The following is a 16,016-nucleotide window of genomic DNA, read 5'->3' on the forward strand; positions in this document are numbered from 1 at the left end:
ACTCTGGATTTACCTGCTGGCACACAACCTGATTCGCCTGATCATGGCGCAATCGGCCTCGATGGCTGACTGCCTACCCCGTGAATTGAGCTTCAAGCACAGCCTCCAGCTATGGCTGGCGTGGCGGCAATTCGACGATGATCCTGACGGAGGTACGACTCTTCGCGGCCTGCTGGTTCTGGTCGCGCAACAGCGTGTCGGCAATCGCTCCGGGCGAGTTGAACCCAGAGCCCTCAAGCGAAGGCCAAAGCCCTACCCATTACTGACCTGCACACGTCAATCTGCTCGGGCAGCGATCAAGAAACACGGTCATCCGAAAAGGGTTAAGTAAGTGCCATTCAGGCCAGCTCGCATTATCACCAAGCGTGGCGGGAAAACCATCCGGTCTTTTTGATATGAACAGGGGCCAATGGCCATCCTCTATACTGCGCAGCCAATAACTCGCTCCCCTCGCGATAATGAATCCACGCCCGAGTGCCCTCCGCATCTGTTTGCTGTACCTGCTGTTCGCCTGCTTATGGGGGCTTACGAGCGACCAGTTGTTGCGCCTGGCGGTCGGCGACGCTGACCTGCTGCCCTGGCTGGTGGCGAAAAAGTATCTTTTCTTTGCCATCAGCGCCGGCGTGCTGTTCCTGCTGCTGGCCCGGCAGTTCAAGTGGATGCAGCGCACCTTCGCCGCCCGCGAGAGCAGCGAACGGCGCTTCGAACGGGCCCTGGACGCCCTGGACGACGGCCTCTGGGAATGGGACGTCGAGCGCCACCAGGTGTTCTACTCGCCCGGCTACGCGCGGATGACCGGCCTGAGCGAGGCGGAACTGGGCGACAGCTTCGAGGCCTGGGAACGGCGGCTGCACCCGGACGACCGCGACAGCGTGCTGGCCCAGCACCGCGACCTGCTGCAACGGCGCAGCCAGCGCCTGGAATGCACCTACCGCCTGCGCCACGCCGACGGCAGCTACCGCTGGGTGCATGCCCGCGCGCGCCTGAGCGGCGGCCACGACGGCGAGCCGCTGCGCATGACCGGCATCAGCCGCGACGTCACCGAGCAGCGCGAGGCCAACGACCACCTGCGCCAGGCCGCGGCGGTGTTCGAGGCGACCCAGGAAGGCCTGCTGGTGACCGACGACAAGGGCGTGATCCTCCACGTCAACCCGTCATTCCAGCGCATCACCGGCTACAGCACCGACGAGGTGGTGGGGCGCAATCCCTCGATGCTCAAGTCCGGGCGCCAGGACGACGCCTTCTACCAGCGCATGTGGCAGGCCCTGAACAGCGAAGGCCTGTGGTGCGGGGAAATCTGGAACCGGCGCAAGAGCGGCGAGGTGTACCCGCAGTGGCAGCACATCTGCGCCGTGCACGACGAACAGGGGCGCCTGACGCACTACGTCGCGGTGTTCTCCGACCTCAGCAGCATCAAGCGCTCGCAGCACGAGCTGGACTTCCTCGCCCACCACGACCCGCTCACCGGGCTGCCCAACCGCCTGCTGCTGCGCGAGCGCATCGAGCAGGCCCTGGCCCGCGCCGACCGCGAACAGGGCAGCGGCGCCCTGCTGCTGCTCGACCTGGACCACTTCAAGCACGTCAACGACAGCCTCGGCCACAGCGCCGGCGACCAGCTGGTCAAGACGGTGGCCGAGCGCCTGCGCGGCTGCCTCGACGAGCACGCCTCCCTGGCGCGCCTGGGCGGCGACGAGTTCGCCGTGGTCCTGGAGAGCCAGCAGCCGCACCACGCCAGCAGCCTCGCCCAGCGCCTGCTGGAGGCCATGCACGCGCCCTTCGAGGTGCAGGGCCAGCCGATCTACATCTCCGCCAGCATGGGCGTCAGCCTGTTCCCCGACGATGCCCGCGACGTCGACCACCTGCTGCGCCACGCCGATGCCGCGCTGTTCCAGGCCAAGGCCAGCGGGCGCAACCTGTACGCCTTCTACACCCCGGAGCTGACCGCCCGCGCGCGTTCCCACGTGCAGGTGGAAGCCGCCCTGCGCCAGGCGCTGGAGCACGACGAGTTGCGCGTGTACTACCAGCCGGTGCACGACCTGGCCAGCGGCCAGGTGGTCGGGGTGGAGTCGCTGGTGCGCTGGCAGCACCCGCAGCGCGGCCTGGTGCCGCCCTGCGAATTCATCCCGGTGGCCGAGGAATGCGGGCTGATCGCCGCCATCGACGCCTGGGTGCTGGACCAGGCCTGCCGGCAGATGCGCCAGTGGCTGGACGACGGCGTGGCGCTGGATTTCGTCGCGGTGAACCTGTCCAGCCGCCTGTTCGGCCGCGACGGCCTGGAACAGCGCGTGGCCCGCGCCCTGCAGGAAAGCGGCCTGCAGCCGCGGCACCTGGAGCTGGAAGTGACCGAGAGCGCCATCATGCAGAACATCGACCAGTCGGTGGCCCTGCTGCAGCGCCTGCGGGCGCTGGGCGTGCAACTGGCGATCGACGACTTCGGCACCGGCTATTCCTCGCTGATGCGCCTGAAACGCATGCCGGTGCAGAAGCTGAAGATCGACCAGGGCTTCGTCGCCGGCCTGCCCGGCGATGCCGAGGACGCCGCCATCGCCCGCGCCATCATCGCCCTGGCCCGCAGCATGGGCCTGAGCGTGGTGGCCGAGGGCATCGAGCGCCCGGACCAGGCGGCCTTCCTCCTCGACCACGCCTGCGACTTCGGCCAGGGCTACTGGTACGGCCGTCCGCAGCCGGCCGACGAGCTGCCCTGGGCGCGGACGGCGGCGACCGAATCGAATTAAAACCTGGTGGAATATAAAAATTCTTAAATAGTATTTTTAAGAATATTCGACTCCTGCCTAAGATGCGCTCACACCGCACGCGCCGCCCATCCGGGACGGCCCGGCGAAGCCCACCAAGGAGCCCAGATCATGAGCGCAACCCTCCGTAGCCTGGAAGGCCAGGACGAAGCCAACATCCTGCGTGAAGTGCAGAGCGCCCTGCGCGGTCTGCGTTTCGGCGCCGTCGAGATCACCGTGCACAACGGCCAGGTGGTGCAGATCGAGCGCAAGGAGAAGTTCCGCCTGCAGCAGCCCGCCAGCCGCCAGAGCTGACCCCCGGGGCCCATGCGCCCCACCGCGACGCCCCCGATAAGAACACGCCAACAAGCACAACACTGAAGATTCGTATCCAGGAGCTGCACATGTCCATCCGCCGTTTCGCCCTGGCCGCCCTGGCCAGCGCCTTGATCGCCGGCCCCGCGGCCGCGGCCACCCAACTGCTGAACGTCTCCTACGACCCGACCCGCGAGCTGTACCAGGCCTACAACGCGGCCTTCATCAAGCACTGGAAGGCCCAGGGCGGCGACGACCTGACCGTGCAGCAATCCCACGGCGGCTCCGGCAAGCAGGCCCGCGCGGTCATCGACGGCCTGAAGGCCGACGTGGTGACCCTGGCCCTGGCCGGCGACATCGACGAACTGCACAAGCTCGGCAACCTGCTGCCGGCCGACTGGCAGGCGCGCCTGCCGGACAACAGCACTCCCTACACCTCGACCATCGTGTTCCTGGTGCGCAAGGGCAACCCCAAGGGCATCAAGGACTGGGCCGACCTGACCAAGCCGGGCGTCGAGGTCATCACCCCGAACCCGAAGACCTCCGGCGGCGCCCGCTGGAACTTCCTGGCCGCCTGGGCCTGGGCGAAGAAGCAGTACGGTAGCGACGACAAGGCCCAGGACTACGTCAAGGACCTGTACAAGCACGTGCCCGTGCTGGACACCGGCGCCCGCGGCTCGACCATCACCTTCGTCAACAACAACATCGGCGACGTGCTGCTGGCCTGGGAGAACGAAGCCTTCCTGGCCAAGAAGGAACAGGGCGGCGAGAACTTCGAAATCGTCGTACCCTCGCTGTCCATCCTGGCCGAGCCGCCGGTGGCGGTGGTCGACAAGACCGTCGACAAGAAGGGCACCCGCAAGGTCGCCGAGGAATACCTGAAGTACCTGTACAGCGAGGAAGGCCAGCGCATCGCCGCGCAGAACTTCTACCGCCCGCGCAACGCCAAGGTCGCCGCCGAGTTCGCCAACCAGTTCCCGAAACTGGACCTGGTGACCATCGACAAGGACTTCGGCGGCTGGAAGGTCGCGCAGCCGAAGTTCTTCAACGACGGTGGCATCTTCGACAAGATCTACCAGGCGCAGTGAACCGCGCAGCCACAAGCGGCGAGCCATAAGCTGCAAACAGCTCGCTTGCCGCTTGTGGCTTTCGGCTTGTAGCTAACCGAGAGGTTTCAATGTCACGACGCATCTCCCCGGTCATACCCGGCTTCGGGCTGACTCTGGGCTACACCCTGGTGTATCTCAGCCTGTTGGTGCTGATTCCGCTGGGGGCCCTGTTCCTCAAGACCACCGAGCTCACCTGGGAACAGTTCTGGACCATCATCACCGCCCCGCGCGTGCTCGCCGCGCTCAAGCTGAGCTTCGGCACCGCGCTGATCGCCGCCCTGATCAACGGCGTGATCGGCACCCTGCTGGCCTGGGTGCTGGTGCGCTACCGGTTCCCCGGGCGCAAGATCATCGACGCCATGATCGACCTGCCCTTCGCCCTGCCCACCGCCGTGGCCGGCATCGCCCTGACCGCGCTCTACGCCCCCAACGGCATGATCGGCCGCTTCGCCACCGAGCTGGGCTTCAAGATCGCCTACACCCCGCTGGGCATCACCCTGGCGCTGACCTTCGTGGTCCTGCCCTTCGTGGTGCGCACGGTGCAGCCGGTGCTGGCGGACATCCCCCGCGAGGTCGAGGAAGCCGCCGCCTGCCTGGGCGCCAAGCCGCTGCAGGTGTTCCGCCACGTACTGCTGCCGGCGCTGCTGCCGGCCTGGCTGACCGGCTTCGCCCTGGCCTTCGCCCGCGGCGTCGGCGAGTACGGCTCGGTGATCTTCATCGCCGGCAACATGCCGATGAAAACCGAGATCCTGCCGCTGCTGATCATGGTCAAGCTGGACCAGTACGACTACACCGGCGCCACCGCCATCGGCGTGCTGATGCTGGTGGTGGCCTTCGTCCTGCTGCTGCTGATCAACCTGCTGCAACGCCGCATCGAGACCCCGTAAGGAGCGCGCCATGAGTTCCGTAACGCTTTCCACCGCACAAGCGGCGAACGCCGCCCGGCGTGGCGCCCCCTGGGGCCGCCGGGCGCTCATCGGCCTGGCCTGGCTGGCCTTCGCCCTGTTCCTGCTGATGCCGCTGTTCGTGGTCCTGAGCGAGGCGCTGAAGCAGGGCTTCGGCACCTTCCTCGAGTCTATCGTCGAGCCCGACGCCTTGGCCGCGCTGAAACTCACGCTGATCGCCGTGGGCATCTCGGTGCCGCTGAACCTGGTGTTCGGCGTGGCCGCCGCCTGGTGCGTGACCAAGTTCGAGTTCCCCGGCAAGAGCATCCTGGTGACGCTGATCGACCTGCCGTTCTCGGTCTCGCCGGTGATCGCCGGCCTGATCTACGTGCTGCTGTTCGGCGCCCAGGGCTACTTCGGGCCGTGGCTCAGCGACCACGACATCCAGATCGTCTTCGCCGTGCCCGGCATCGTCCTGGCCACCATCTTCGTCACCTTCCCCTTCGTCGCCCGCGAACTGATCCCGCTGATGCAGGAACAGGGCACCCAGGAAGAAGAGGCCGCGCGCCTGCTCGGCGCCAACGGCTGGCAGATGTTCTGGCACGTGACCCTGCCGAACATCAAATGGGGCCTGATCTACGGCGTGGTGCTGTGCACCGCGCGGGCGATGGGCGAGTTCGGCGCGGTGTCGGTGGTTTCCGGGCACATCCGCGGCGTCACCAACACCCTGCCGCTGCACGTCGAGATCCTCTACAACGAATACAATCACGTCGCCGCTTTCAGCGTCGCCACCCTGCTGCTGCTGATGGCCCTGGTCATCCTGCTGCTCAAGCAGTGGAGCGAGTCGCGCCTGTCCCGATTGAAAGTCAAAGCTGACGAGGAATAAGCCATGAGTATCGAAATCCGTAACGTCAGCAAGAACTTCAACGCCTTCAAGGCGCTCGACGACATCAACCTGGACATCCACAGCGGCGAGCTGGTGGCCCTGCTCGGCCCCTCCGGTTGCGGCAAGACCACCCTGCTGCGGATCATCGCCGGCCTGGAGACGCCGGACGCCGGCAACATCGTCTTCCACGGCGAGGACGTCTCGCAGCACGACGTGCGCGACCGCAACGTCGGCTTCGTGTTCCAGCACTACGCGCTGTTCCGCCACATGACGGTGTTCGACAACGTCGCCTTCGGCCTGCGCATGAAGGCCAAGAAGGAACGCCCGAGCGAGGCGCGCATCGCCGAGAAGGTCCACGAACTGCTGAACATGGTGCAGCTGGACTGGCTCGCCGACCGCTACCCGGAACAGCTCTCCGGCGGCCAGCGCCAGCGCATCGCCCTGGCCCGCGCCCTGGCGGTGGAGCCGAAGATCCTGCTGCTGGACGAGCCCTTCGGCGCCCTCGACGCCAAGGTGCGCAAGGAGCTGCGCCGCTGGCTGGCGCGCCTGCACGAGGAGATCAACCTCACCAGCGTGTTCGTCACCCACGACCAGGAAGAGGCGATGGAAGTCGCCGACCGCATCGTGGTGATGAACAAGGGCGTGATCGAGCAGATCGGCTCGCCGGGCGAGGTCTACGAGAACCCGGCCAGCGACTTCGTCTACCACTTCCTCGGCGACTCCAACCGCCTGCACCTGGGCAACGACGAGCACCTGCTGTTCCGCCCGCACGAGGTCTCGCTGTCGCGCCAGGCGGTGGAAGCGCACCGCGCGGCGGAAGTCCGCGACATCCGCCCGCTGGGCGCGATCACCCGGGTGACGTTGAAGGTGGACGGCCAGGACGAGCTGATCGAGGCCGAGGTGGTCAAGGACCACGACAGCCTGGTCGGCCTGGCCCGCGGCGAGACGCTGTACTTCAAGCCCAAGGCCTACCAGCAGGTGGCCAGCATCTGAGGCGCCGCCCGTTGCAGAAGAACCCCGCCGCGGCGGGGTTCTTCGTTTGCGGGTATCCTGCCCCGCTCCACCGCCAAGGCAAGGCCCGCCCATGTTCGACTCGCTGCCCGCGCACCTGGACCTGATCGTCCTTACCTTCCTCCTCGCCGGCCTGGTCAAGGGCGTGGTCGGCCTCGGCCTGCCGACGGTGGCGGTCGGCCTGCTCGGGCTGCTGATGCCGCCGATGCAGGCGGCGGCCATCCTGGTGGTGCCCTCCACCGTCACCAACGTCTGGCAACTGGCCGCCGGGCCGCGCTTCCTCGGGCTGCTCAGGCGGATGTGGGGCATGCTCGCCGGCATCGTCGCCGGCACCCTGGCCGTGGGCTGGTGGCTGGGCGGCGAACACTGGGCGGCGGCCACGCCGCTGCTGGGCGTGGCGCTGGTCCTCTATGCGCTGCTCGGGCTGTCGGCGAAGCGCTTCCAGGTGGCGCCGGCACACGAGGCCTGGCTGTCGCCGCTGATCGGCCTGGCCACCGGCGCCATCACCGCGGTCACCGGTGTCTTCGTGATCCCCGCGGTGCCTTACCTGCAGGCCCTGGGCCTGGAGAAGGACGACCTGGTGCAGGCCCTCGGGCTGTCCTTCACCGTCTCCACCCTGGCCCTAGCGCTCACCCTCGGGCAGCAGGGCTCGCTGTTGCATGCATCGGTGCTGGGAGTGTCGTTGCTGGCGCTGCTGCCGGCATTGGCGGGGATGTACCTGGGGCAGTGGCTGCGCAACCGCATCAGCCCGACGGCCTTTCGCCGGTGCTTCTTCGGGGGGTTGTTGTTGCTTGGCGCGGACCTGGCCCTGCGGGGACTCTGAGGCCCTGGGGCTCTGGGGGCTTTTCGTAGGAGCGAGCTTGCTCGCGAATGGTGCCTCCCGGAAACATCGATACCAACCTGAACACCGCCCCTCTCCCCAGCCCTCTCCCTGAAGGGAGAGGGAGCTAGTCCGTGCCGGCGCGAAGGCCGTGCCTCATGGAGGCATCAGGCTTTATGCGTAGCATCAGGAAGAGCCGAAACATCAGCACACGCCAAACAGCCCCTCTCCTCAAGGGAGAGGGAGCTAGTCCGTGCCGGCGCGAAGGCCGTGCCTCATGGAGGTATCAGGCTTTATGCATAGCATCAGGGAGAGCCGAAACATCAGCACACGCCGAACGGCCCCCTCTCCCTTCAGGGAGAGGGCTGGGGAGAGGGTGCGGAGTCAATCCAAGGCACCGTAGCCAGAGGGAAACGCCATTCGCGAGCAAGCTCGCTCCTACGAAGAAACCCCATCCTCCAACCGCCGCAGCAGGAACCCCCTGCTCGACTCGATGATCGCCCGCTGCGTCTCCTCACTGGCCGTCATCCGCGCCAGCAACAACGCCCCGACGCACTGGGCAAGCATCGCCCACGCATCCTCCGCATTCCCCAACTCCTCCGCCCAGGCCTGCTGCAGCCCGAGCATCGCCGTCTCCACCGTGCCGCGCACCTGCTCGTCGGCGCGGGCGATGTCCGCGCCCAGGGCGGGAATGGCGCAGCCGCCGTCGACGTTCTGCACGTGGGCCAGCGTCAGGTAACGCTGCAGGCAGCGCTCCAGGCGCTCGCGGCCGTGGCTGTCGCCGGCCTTGCCCAGGCGCTCGGCGCTGCGCGTCAGCTCGCGTTCGACGATGGCGGCGAACAGCGCATCCTTGGACGGAAAGTGGTTGTAGAAGGCACCGCCGCTCAGCCCCACCGCCTTCATCAGCGCGTCCACGCCGACACTGGCGAAGCCTTCGCGCTTGGCGATGGCGCCGCTGCTCTCCAGCAGGCGCTGGCGGGTTTCTTCCTTGTGGCTGGCTGAGTAGCGCATGGCGTGGGCTCCGGAAACGGCTTGACGGCTGCCGGAAGCATAACATAACGTTCGTTTACCAAACGATCGTTTACCCATAACAAACAGAGGAAACGAACATGAGCGCTGCCTCCCCCAACGAAAAGAAAGTGGTGCTGGTGATCGGCGCCGGGGACGCCACCGGCGGCGCCATCGCCCGCCGCTTCGCCCGCGAGGGCTACGTCGCCTGCGTCACCCGGCGCTCGGCGGACAAGCTGCAACCGCTGGTCGACGCCATCCGCGCCGAGGGTGGCGAGGCCCACGGCTTCGCCTCGGACGCGCGCAAGGAGGAGCAGGTGGCGGAACTGGTGGAGACCATCGAACGCGACATCGGCCCCATCGAGGCCTTCGTCTTCAACATCGGCGCCAACGTGCCCTGCAGCATCCTCGACGAGACCGCGCGCAAGTACTTCAAGATCTGGGAGATGGCCTGCTTCTCCGGCTTCCTCACCGGCCAGGCGGTGGCCCGGCGCATGGTCGCGCGCCAGCGTGGCACCCTGCTCTTCACCGGCGCCACCGCCGGCCTGCGCGGCGCCGCCGGGTTCGCCGCCTTCGCCGGGGCCAAGCACGGCATCCGCGCGCTGGCCCAGAGCATGGCCCGCGAGCTGGGGCCCATGGGCCTGCACGTGGCCCACGTGGTGGTGGATGGCGCCATCGACACTGAGTTCATCCGCGACAACTTCCCGGAGAAGTACGCGCAGAAAGACCAGGACGGCATCCTCGACCCCGAGCACATCGCCGACAACTACTGGTACCTGCACAGCCAGCCGCGCGACGCCTGGACCTTCGAGCTGGACCTGCGGCCCTGGATGGAACGCTGGTAATCCACAACGACAACAAAGAGGGATCACCCATGAGCAAAAGCGTCGAGTTCTACTTCGACTTCGGCAGCCCCACCTCCTACCTGGCCTACACCCAGCTGCCGGGCATCTGCGCCGCGGCCGGCGCCGAGCTGGTCTACCGCCCGGTGCTGCTGGGCGGCGTGTTCCAGGCCACCGGCAACGTCTCGCCGATCGCCGTCCCGGCCAAGGGCCGCTACACCCTGATCGACATGCAGCGCTTCGCCCGCCGCTACGGCGTGCCGCTGAAGATGAACCCGCACTTCCCGATCAATACCCTGCTGCTGATGCGCGCCGCCACCGGCGTGCAGTTGCGCCAGCCGGAACGCTTCGAGGCGCTGCTGGCCTGCGTGTTCAAGGGCATGTGGGTGGACGCCCTGAACCTGGGCGACGCGGCGGTGCTGGGCCCGCTGCTGGCCGAGGCCGGCTTCGATCCACAGGCGCTGCTGGCGCTGGCGGCGGACCAGGAAGTGAAGGACGCGCTCAAGGCCAACACCGAGGCGGCCATCAAGCGCGGCATGTTCGGCGCGCCGACCATGTTCGTCGGCGAGGAGATGTTCTTCGGCCAGGACCGCCTGGACTTCGTCCGCGAGGCGCTGGCCTGAAGCGAAGGGCGGCCCCGCAAGGCCGCCCCTCGCGCCTCACAGGCCATGGAGCACGGCGGAGCGGCGCAGGCCGAAGAACTCAAGTTCCGCCAACACCCCGACCACCAGCGCCTGGCCGATGACGAAGGCGCAGCCCAGCACGCTCGGCTGAACCCAGCCGCTGAGCAGCAGGAACAGGCTTTCCAGCACCCACAGCAGGTTGGCGGCGATCACCGCCCAGACGCCGGTGCGCGGCAGCACCTCGCAATTGGCCATCCAGGCCAGCACCAGGGCGAAGGGCAGCAGCACGATGCCGGCCACCATCAGCAGTACGACGGGCAGGCCGAACAGTTCGCTCAGCGGGTTGGCGGCCAGCGCCAGCAGCAGGCCGGTGGCGCCGCCGGCGAGGGCGTCCAGTTGCAGGGAACGGCGGAGCAGCGGGGACGGTTGCAGCAGAGTCATGGCGAATCCTCCTGAACGAAGCGCCGCCGGTCCGCGGCGCCTGGCCGAAGAATCCGCCGCGGCGGGCACAGCGTCGATTACCTGCCAGGTAATGGCCGGGCCCCGGACAGAGGTCTATCGTTCGTTCCCATGGACAGCCAAACCCTCCCCGTCGGCGCCCTGCTGCGCCAATGGCGCCAGCGCCGCCGCCTCAGCCAGCTCGACCTGGCCTGCGACGCGGACATCTCCACGCGCCACCTGAGCTTCGTCGAGACCGGCCGCGCCCTGCCCAGCCGCGAGATGCTCCTGCACCTGGCCGAACAGCTGGACATCCCGCTGCGCGAGCGCAACCGCCTGCTCGGCGCCGCCGGCTACGCGCCGGTGTATTCAGAGCGGACGCTGGACGACCCGGCACTGACCGTGGCGCGGCAGGCCATCGACCAGTTGCTCAAGGCCCACGAGCCGAACCCGGCGATGGTGGTGGACCGCCACTGGAACCTGCTGGCCTCCAACCACGCGGTGAGCGTCTTCCTCATCGGCGTGGCCCCCGAGCTGCTCGCCGCGCCCTGCAACGTGCTGCGCATGAGCCTGCACCCGCGCGGCCTGGCACCGAGCATCCTCAACCTGGGACCGTGGAAGGCGCATGTGATGGCGCGCCTGCAGCGGGACATCGACGCCAGCGGCGACCCGCAGTTGCAGGCCCTGCGCGACGAACTGGCGCTCTACCCGGCGCCGCCCCACGAAGAGCAAGCCAGCGGCGACATGGTGCTGATACCGGTGCAACTGAACACCGAGCTGGGCGTGCTCAGCCTGATCGGCACCATCACGGTGTTCGGCACGCCGGTGGATGTGACGCTCTCGGAGTTGGCGCTGGAAACCTTCTTCCCCGCCGATGCGCGCAGCGCGGAAATCCTGCGCCGGCTCACCGGCGCGGGCTAGGGAAGATCAGACAGCCGCCTTGCGCTCGCGGATGCAGGTCGGCCCGGCGCGCTCTTCCACGGCGCGGCGCACCTCGTCGCGCAGGCCGAGCAGGAAGGCCGCCTCGGCGGCGACGAACAGCGGGCCGACCACCAGCCCCATCAGGTCGTCGACGAAGGCCGGCTTGCGCCCCTCGTACCAGTGGCCGACGAACTGGATGAACCAGCCCACCACGAACAGGCCGATGCCCCAGGCCAGCCAGCTGGCGGTGGAACCCGCGGCCAGCACCGCGCCGGCCCACAGCGACAGCGCCAGGAGCACGCCCATGAGCACGCCGAAGCGCAGGTCCAGGCGCAGGTAGAACGCCAGCGCGGCCAGCGCCAGCAGGGTCGCCGGGGCCAGCAGCAGGCCGCCGGCCTCAAGACCCGGGCGCGACAGCAGCACGGCGATGGACAGGACGATCATCGGGATGCCGATGAAGTGGCTGAGGATGTTGCGCCGGTCGCGGTGGTAGGCCGCGTACTGCGCCAGGTGGTCGACGAGTGTTTTCATTGTTCTGTCGTTCTCGGGCAAGGTACTGGCATCATGGCTTGGACTGCCGTACCACTCTGTCAACTAGCCGACAAAGCCCATGCCCGACACCGCCGACTGCCTGCAACGCATCGCCTCCGGCCGCTGGTTCCAGCACCTGCCCGCCGAACTGCGCGAAGCCCTCGGCCAGGCCGCCATCGTCCGCCGCCTGCCCGCCGGGCAGCGCCTGTTCGCCCGCGGCGACGCCCCCTGCGGGCTGTATTGCGTGGTCGAAGGCAGGATGCGCGTCGGCGCGGTGGGCGCCAGCGGCAAGGAAGCGCTGCTGGCCCTGGTGGAGGCGCCCAACTGGTTCGGCGAGATCTGCCTGTTCGACGGCCAGCCGCGCACCCACGACGCCTACGCCGAAGGCCCCACCACCCTGCTGCAGGTGCCGCTGCCGGCGCTGCACGCGCTGCTCGCCGAAAAGCCGCAGTACTGGCGCGACTTCGCCCTGCTGATGAGCCACAAGCTGCGCCTGGCCTTCACCGTGCTGGAGGAACAGGCCCTGCTGCCGGCCGCCCAGCGCCTGGCCCGGCGCCTGCTGATGCTGGCCGCCAGCTACGGCGAGGCGCAGGCCAGCCAGCGCGAGCTGCACCTGCCCCAGGAACAGCTGGCGGCCATGCTCGGGCTGTCGCGGCAGACCACCAACCACCTGCTCAAGGAGCTGGAAGCCCGCGGCGTGCTGCGCCTGAGCTACGCCGGCATCGAGATTCTCGACGCCCACGGCCTGCGTCTGGCCGCGGGAGAGGAAGCATGACGCCGTCGGCGAATCACTCTTTCGATCGGTTGCAACGGCCGGCGCAGGCGCTAGCCTTTGCTGGCCCGGAGCATCGGGCGGGGCGCCAGGGGGAGCGCGCCCCGGTACGGTGACCCCTCGCAGGTAACCGGCCGGCCAGGCAAGGCCGGCGCTGTTCGCGAAACCACCCACGCCCGCCAAGGCGTGGCCAGGCGGCCAACAAGAACAACAGGGAAACTCCCGCCATGAACCGCAAATACCTCCTGCAGTACCTGTTCGTCTGTATTCTCACCCTCCTCGCCCTGCCCGCCCGGGCCAACCTGCCCAGCGACGAGCAACAGCTGCAGGCCATGCAGGTCGACGCCTGCCGGGCCCTGGGCAGCCTGATGCTGTTGCGCGGCGAAGGCTTCCAGGAGAACCACGCCAACCAGCTGAAGGCCGACCTGGCCGCCCTGGACGCGGCGGTCAAAAGCTACGCCAAGGCCGACGACGGCCTGCGCAAGGCCCACCAGGCGCTGCTCGCGCAGATCCAGGCCGGCACCACCTACGGCCCCAAGGAAGAGGACCTGCCCTGGACCTACCTGCCGGACCTGAGCCGCGCCCTGCGCGACTTCCTCGGCCAGGTCGAGCGCTTCGTGCCGCCGTCCGCGGCCGACGAGCTGCCGCTGTGGCAGGTGCCGGTGCGCATCGAATACCTTTCCGTGCAGTACCTGGCGCGTTCCTACCTGGGCGTGCTGGAGATCGCCCGCGAGGCGCCGCAGAGCTACCTCGGCCAGGACGAGAAGACGCTGCTGCCGCTGATCAGCCGCAGCCTCTCGCGCCTGCCACCGGGCGCGGCGAGCGGCAAGCTGCAGATGCGCTGGAACTACCTGGAAACCGCCCTGGGCGACATGAACAGCAAGAGCAACGCCCTGGTCAGCGCCTCCGGCCGGCCCTGGGCGCCGATCATCGTCGAACGCCACGCCCGCGAGCTGGCCGGCCAGCTCATGCAGCTGAGCCAGGCGCAGTGAGGCAGGCCCGGCGGCCCCTCAGGCCGCCGGGGCGCTCTCGCTGGCCTCGACCTGGCGCGGCAGCGGCGGCGTGGCATGCGGGCGCGCCAGCTCGTCGCGGTCCAGCTGGGCCGCACGCCCCACCAGCAGCGGGTCGGGGGCGTGGGCGATGGCCAGGTCCTTGCCGGGGTAGTCCAGCGTGTGCAGGAAGTGGCGTAGGCAGTTCAGCCGCGCACGCTTCTTGTCGTCGGACTTGACCACCACCCAGGGCGCGTCGGCGGTGTCGGTGTGGAAGAACATCGCCTCCTTGGCCTGGGTGTAGTCGTCCCAGCGGTCCAGCGACTGGATGTCGATGGGCGACAGCTTCCAGTGCTTGAGCGGGTCGTCGCGGCGCGACACGAAGCGCCGCAGCTGCTCCTCGCGGCTGACCGAGAACCAGTACTTGAACAGCTGGATGCCGTTGCGCACCAGCATGCGCTCCAGTTCCGGCGTCTGCTGCATGAACTCCAGGTACTGGCGCGGCGTGCAGAAGCCCATCACCCGCTCGACGCCGGCGCGGTTGTACCAGGAGCGGTCGAAGAAGACCATTTCGCCCGCGGTGGGCAGGTGCTGGACGTAGCGCTGGAAATACCACTGGCCGCTTTCCGCGTCGCTGGGCTTCTCCAGGGCGACCACCCGCGCGCCACGCGGGTTCAGGTGCTCCATGAAGCGCTTGATGGTGCCGCCCTTGCCGGCGGCGTCGCGGCCCTCGAAGAGCACCACGATGCGCTGCCCGGTTTCCTTCACCCAGCTCTGCACCTTCAGCAGTTCCACCTGCAGCTGCGCCTTGAGCGCCTCGTATTCCTTGCGCTGCAGGCGTTTGCGGTAGGGGTAGGACGAGGGCAGGCCGGCGGAGCCGGAATCCTCGTTGCTGCCGCGCGGCGCCATGGCCACGGTCAGGGCGACCGGGCCGTGGCTCTGGGCACGGATTTCCTCGCCGCCGCGGGTCGGCGTCGGGGCCTCCAGGGCAGCGAGGACGGGCGGGTTCTTGGCATCGGGCTGCGGCATGGTCTCCTCCTGTGAGACATGGGGCTCGGGCGAGCAATCCCCCCACTCTGCTAGCTGCCGGGTACGGCGATCTTGATCGATATCAAGGCCGCGCGCCCCGGCAACGCTACAGCCAGCCGCGGAACTTGAACCAGAGGTACGGGATGATCGCCGAGACCACCATGGCCACCAGCGCCAGCGGGTAGCCGCTGGCCCAGGCCAGTTCCGGCATGTGCTGGAAGTTCATGCCGTACACGGTGCCCACCAGGGTCGGCGGCAGGAACAGCACGGCGGCGATGGAGAACACCTTGATGATGCTGTTCTGCTCGATGTTGATCAGGCCCAAGGTGGCGTCGAGCAGGAAGGTGATCTCGCCGGACATCTTCGACTGGTACTCGCCCAGCGAACGCACGTCGCGCTCCACCGACTTCATGCCCAGGCGCGCTTCCTCGCTGATCCAGGCGTTGCCATTGCCGCTCTGGCGGAAATAGGCCAGCGGCCGGCTGACGCTGAGCAGGCTCTCGTTGAGCTTGGACAGCAGCGAGTTGGTGCGCCCCAACTGCTTGACGATCTGCTGCAGGTCGGTCTTGGGCACGCGGGAGCGGGGCAGCTCGCCATGGTCGGTGAAGATGTCCCGCGACAGCGTGTCCAACTGGCCCTGCACCGACTCCAGCACGTCGGCGATGCGGTCCACCACCGCGTCCATCAGGTTGACGAACAGCAGGTCGCTGGCGCCCTTGCAGCCGCTGCGCTGCACCCGCGTCTCGAAGGTGCGGAACGACAGCACGTCGGCGTATCGCACCGTCACCAGCCACTGCGGGGTGAGCACGCAGGTGACCTCGGCGGTGTTCGGCCGGTGCTCGCGGATGCCGCTGACCACCGAGGTGGTCATGTACAGCGCGCCCTTGCTCTCGTAGAAGCGCGAGGAATCCTCGATCTCGGCCATTTCCTCGCGGGTCGGCACGTCCACTTCGATGAAGGACTCCAGCAGGCGCTCCTCCTCTTCCGTGGGGTGCAGCAGGTCGATCCACAGCGTGCCCGCCGGCATGGCCGCGCCGACTTCGCCGGTGTGGCGCTGCAAGCGGTCGCCGTCGAGGGTGTAATAGGTGATCATGTCGCATCCGCGT

The 16,016-nt window shown here is 68.1% G+C and carries 16 protein-coding genes and 2 pseudogenes; 13 read left to right on the plus strand and 5 right to left on the minus strand.

The features are described from left to right. The 8 genes and pseudogenes from BM060_RS22415 to BM060_RS22450 all read left to right on the plus strand — a co-directional run. Positions 1-331: pseudogene (locus BM060_RS22415) on the plus strand (IS4 family transposase); the annotation flags it as partial. Positions 332-458: 127 nt separating this feature from the next. Continuing rightward, a complete protein-coding gene (locus BM060_RS22420) occupies positions 459-2,735 on the plus strand; it encodes a putative bifunctional diguanylate cyclase/phosphodiesterase (RefSeq protein ID WP_074983134.1) in 2,277 nt (758 codons plus the stop codon). A gap of 129 nt (positions 2,736-2,864) precedes the next feature. Beyond that, a complete protein-coding gene (oscA, locus tag BM060_RS22425; protein ID WP_009614015.1) occupies positions 2,865-3,047 on the plus strand; it encodes a sulfur starvation response protein OscA in 183 nt (60 codons plus the stop codon). A gap of 89 nt (positions 3,048-3,136) precedes the next feature. Further along, positions 3,137-4,135 carry a sulfate ABC transporter substrate-binding protein gene (locus tag BM060_RS22430; protein ID WP_074983137.1) on the plus strand — a complete coding sequence of 333 codons (999 nt, stop codon included), beginning with the start codon at positions 3,137-3,139 and terminating at the stop codon, positions 4,133-4,135. An 89-nt stretch (positions 4,136-4,224) separates the two neighbouring features. After that, positions 4,225-5,043 carry a sulfate ABC transporter permease subunit CysT gene (gene cysT / locus BM060_RS22435; protein WP_074983139.1) on the plus strand — a complete coding sequence of 273 codons (819 nt, stop codon included), beginning with the start codon at positions 4,225-4,227 and terminating at the stop codon, positions 5,041-5,043. Between the two features lie 10 nt (positions 5,044-5,053). Continuing rightward, positions 5,054-5,926 carry a sulfate ABC transporter permease subunit CysW gene (cysW, locus tag BM060_RS22440; RefSeq protein ID WP_074983141.1) on the plus strand — a complete coding sequence of 291 codons (873 nt, stop codon included), beginning with the start codon at positions 5,054-5,056 and terminating at the stop codon, positions 5,924-5,926. A gap of 3 nt (positions 5,927-5,929) precedes the next feature. Next, positions 5,930-6,919, plus strand: a complete 990-nt coding sequence (locus BM060_RS22445; RefSeq protein WP_074983143.1) for a sulfate/molybdate ABC transporter ATP-binding protein — start codon at positions 5,930-5,932, stop codon at positions 6,917-6,919. Between the two features lie 91 nt (positions 6,920-7,010). Continuing rightward, positions 7,011-7,760 carry a sulfite exporter TauE/SafE family protein gene (locus BM060_RS22450; RefSeq protein ID WP_074983145.1) on the plus strand — a complete coding sequence of 250 codons (750 nt, stop codon included), beginning with the start codon at positions 7,011-7,013 and terminating at the stop codon, positions 7,758-7,760. A gap of 435 nt (positions 7,761-8,195) precedes the next feature. Here BM060_RS22450 and BM060_RS22455 read toward each other — a convergent pair whose 3' ends face one another. Further along, positions 8,196-8,768 carry a TetR/AcrR family transcriptional regulator gene (locus tag BM060_RS22455; protein WP_074983147.1) on the minus strand — a complete coding sequence of 191 codons (573 nt, stop codon included), beginning with the start codon at positions 8,766-8,768 and terminating at the stop codon, positions 8,196-8,198. A 98-nt stretch (positions 8,769-8,866) separates the two neighbouring features. Between BM060_RS22455 and BM060_RS22460 the strand changes: the two genes are divergently transcribed. Beyond that, the gene (locus BM060_RS22460) at positions 8,867-9,610 is read left to right on the plus strand and encodes an SDR family oxidoreductase (protein WP_061563079.1); all 744 of its coding nucleotides are present in this window, start codon (positions 8,867-8,869) and stop codon (positions 9,608-9,610) included. Positions 9,611-9,639: 29 nt separating this feature from the next. Continuing rightward, positions 9,640-10,230, plus strand: coding sequence for a 2-hydroxychromene-2-carboxylate isomerase (locus BM060_RS22465; RefSeq protein ID WP_074983149.1), 591 nt, complete (start codon positions 9,640-9,642; stop codon positions 10,228-10,230). A 36-nt stretch (positions 10,231-10,266) separates the two neighbouring features. On the opposite strand, the gene BM060_RS22470 is transcribed toward BM060_RS22465, so the two are convergent. Then, entirely contained in the window at positions 10,267-10,671 is a 405-nt protein-coding gene (locus BM060_RS22470) for a hypothetical protein (RefSeq protein WP_074983150.1), read from the minus strand. A gap of 129 nt (positions 10,672-10,800) precedes the next feature. Between BM060_RS22470 and BM060_RS22475 the strand changes: the two genes are divergently transcribed. Continuing rightward, on the plus strand, positions 10,801-11,589 hold the full coding sequence (locus tag BM060_RS22475) for an MmyB family transcriptional regulator (RefSeq protein WP_074983152.1): 789 nt from the start codon (positions 10,801-10,803) through the stop codon (positions 11,587-11,589). A 6-nt stretch (positions 11,590-11,595) separates the two neighbouring features. Here BM060_RS22475 and BM060_RS22480 read toward each other — a convergent pair whose 3' ends face one another. Further along, entirely contained in the window at positions 11,596-12,120 is a 525-nt protein-coding gene (locus BM060_RS22480) for an Mpo1 family 2-hydroxy fatty acid dioxygenase (RefSeq protein ID WP_074983154.1), read from the minus strand. A 79-nt stretch (positions 12,121-12,199) separates the two neighbouring features. Between BM060_RS22480 and BM060_RS22485 the strand changes: the two genes are divergently transcribed. Continuing rightward, the gene (locus tag BM060_RS22485; RefSeq protein ID WP_043315039.1) at positions 12,200-12,895 is read left to right on the plus strand and encodes a Crp/Fnr family transcriptional regulator; all 696 of its coding nucleotides are present in this window, start codon (positions 12,200-12,202) and stop codon (positions 12,893-12,895) included. Positions 12,896-13,119: 224 nt separating this feature from the next. After that, positions 13,120-13,884: a hypothetical protein gene (locus tag BM060_RS22490; protein WP_043315038.1), complete on the plus strand. Its 765-nt coding sequence runs from the start codon at positions 13,120-13,122 to the stop codon at positions 13,882-13,884. Here BM060_RS22490 and ppk2 read toward each other — a convergent pair. Both ppk2 and BM060_RS22500 read right to left on the minus strand, forming a co-directional pair. Continuing rightward, positions 13,859-14,790 (minus strand): annotated as a pseudogene (gene ppk2 / locus BM060_RS22495) (polyphosphate kinase 2). The gene BM060_RS22490 and the pseudogene ppk2 overlap by 26 nt on opposite strands. 226 nt (positions 14,791-15,016) lie before the next feature. Then, entirely contained in the window at positions 15,017-16,003 is a 987-nt protein-coding gene (locus BM060_RS22500) for a magnesium transporter CorA family protein (protein WP_043315036.1), read from the minus strand. Positions 16,004-16,016: the final 13 nt, after the last annotated feature.

It is taken from the genome of Pseudomonas citronellolis, assembly GCF_900112375.1.
In the GTDB taxonomy this organism is placed as follows: Bacteria; Pseudomonadota; Gammaproteobacteria; order Pseudomonadales; family Pseudomonadaceae; genus Pseudomonas; species Pseudomonas citronellolis.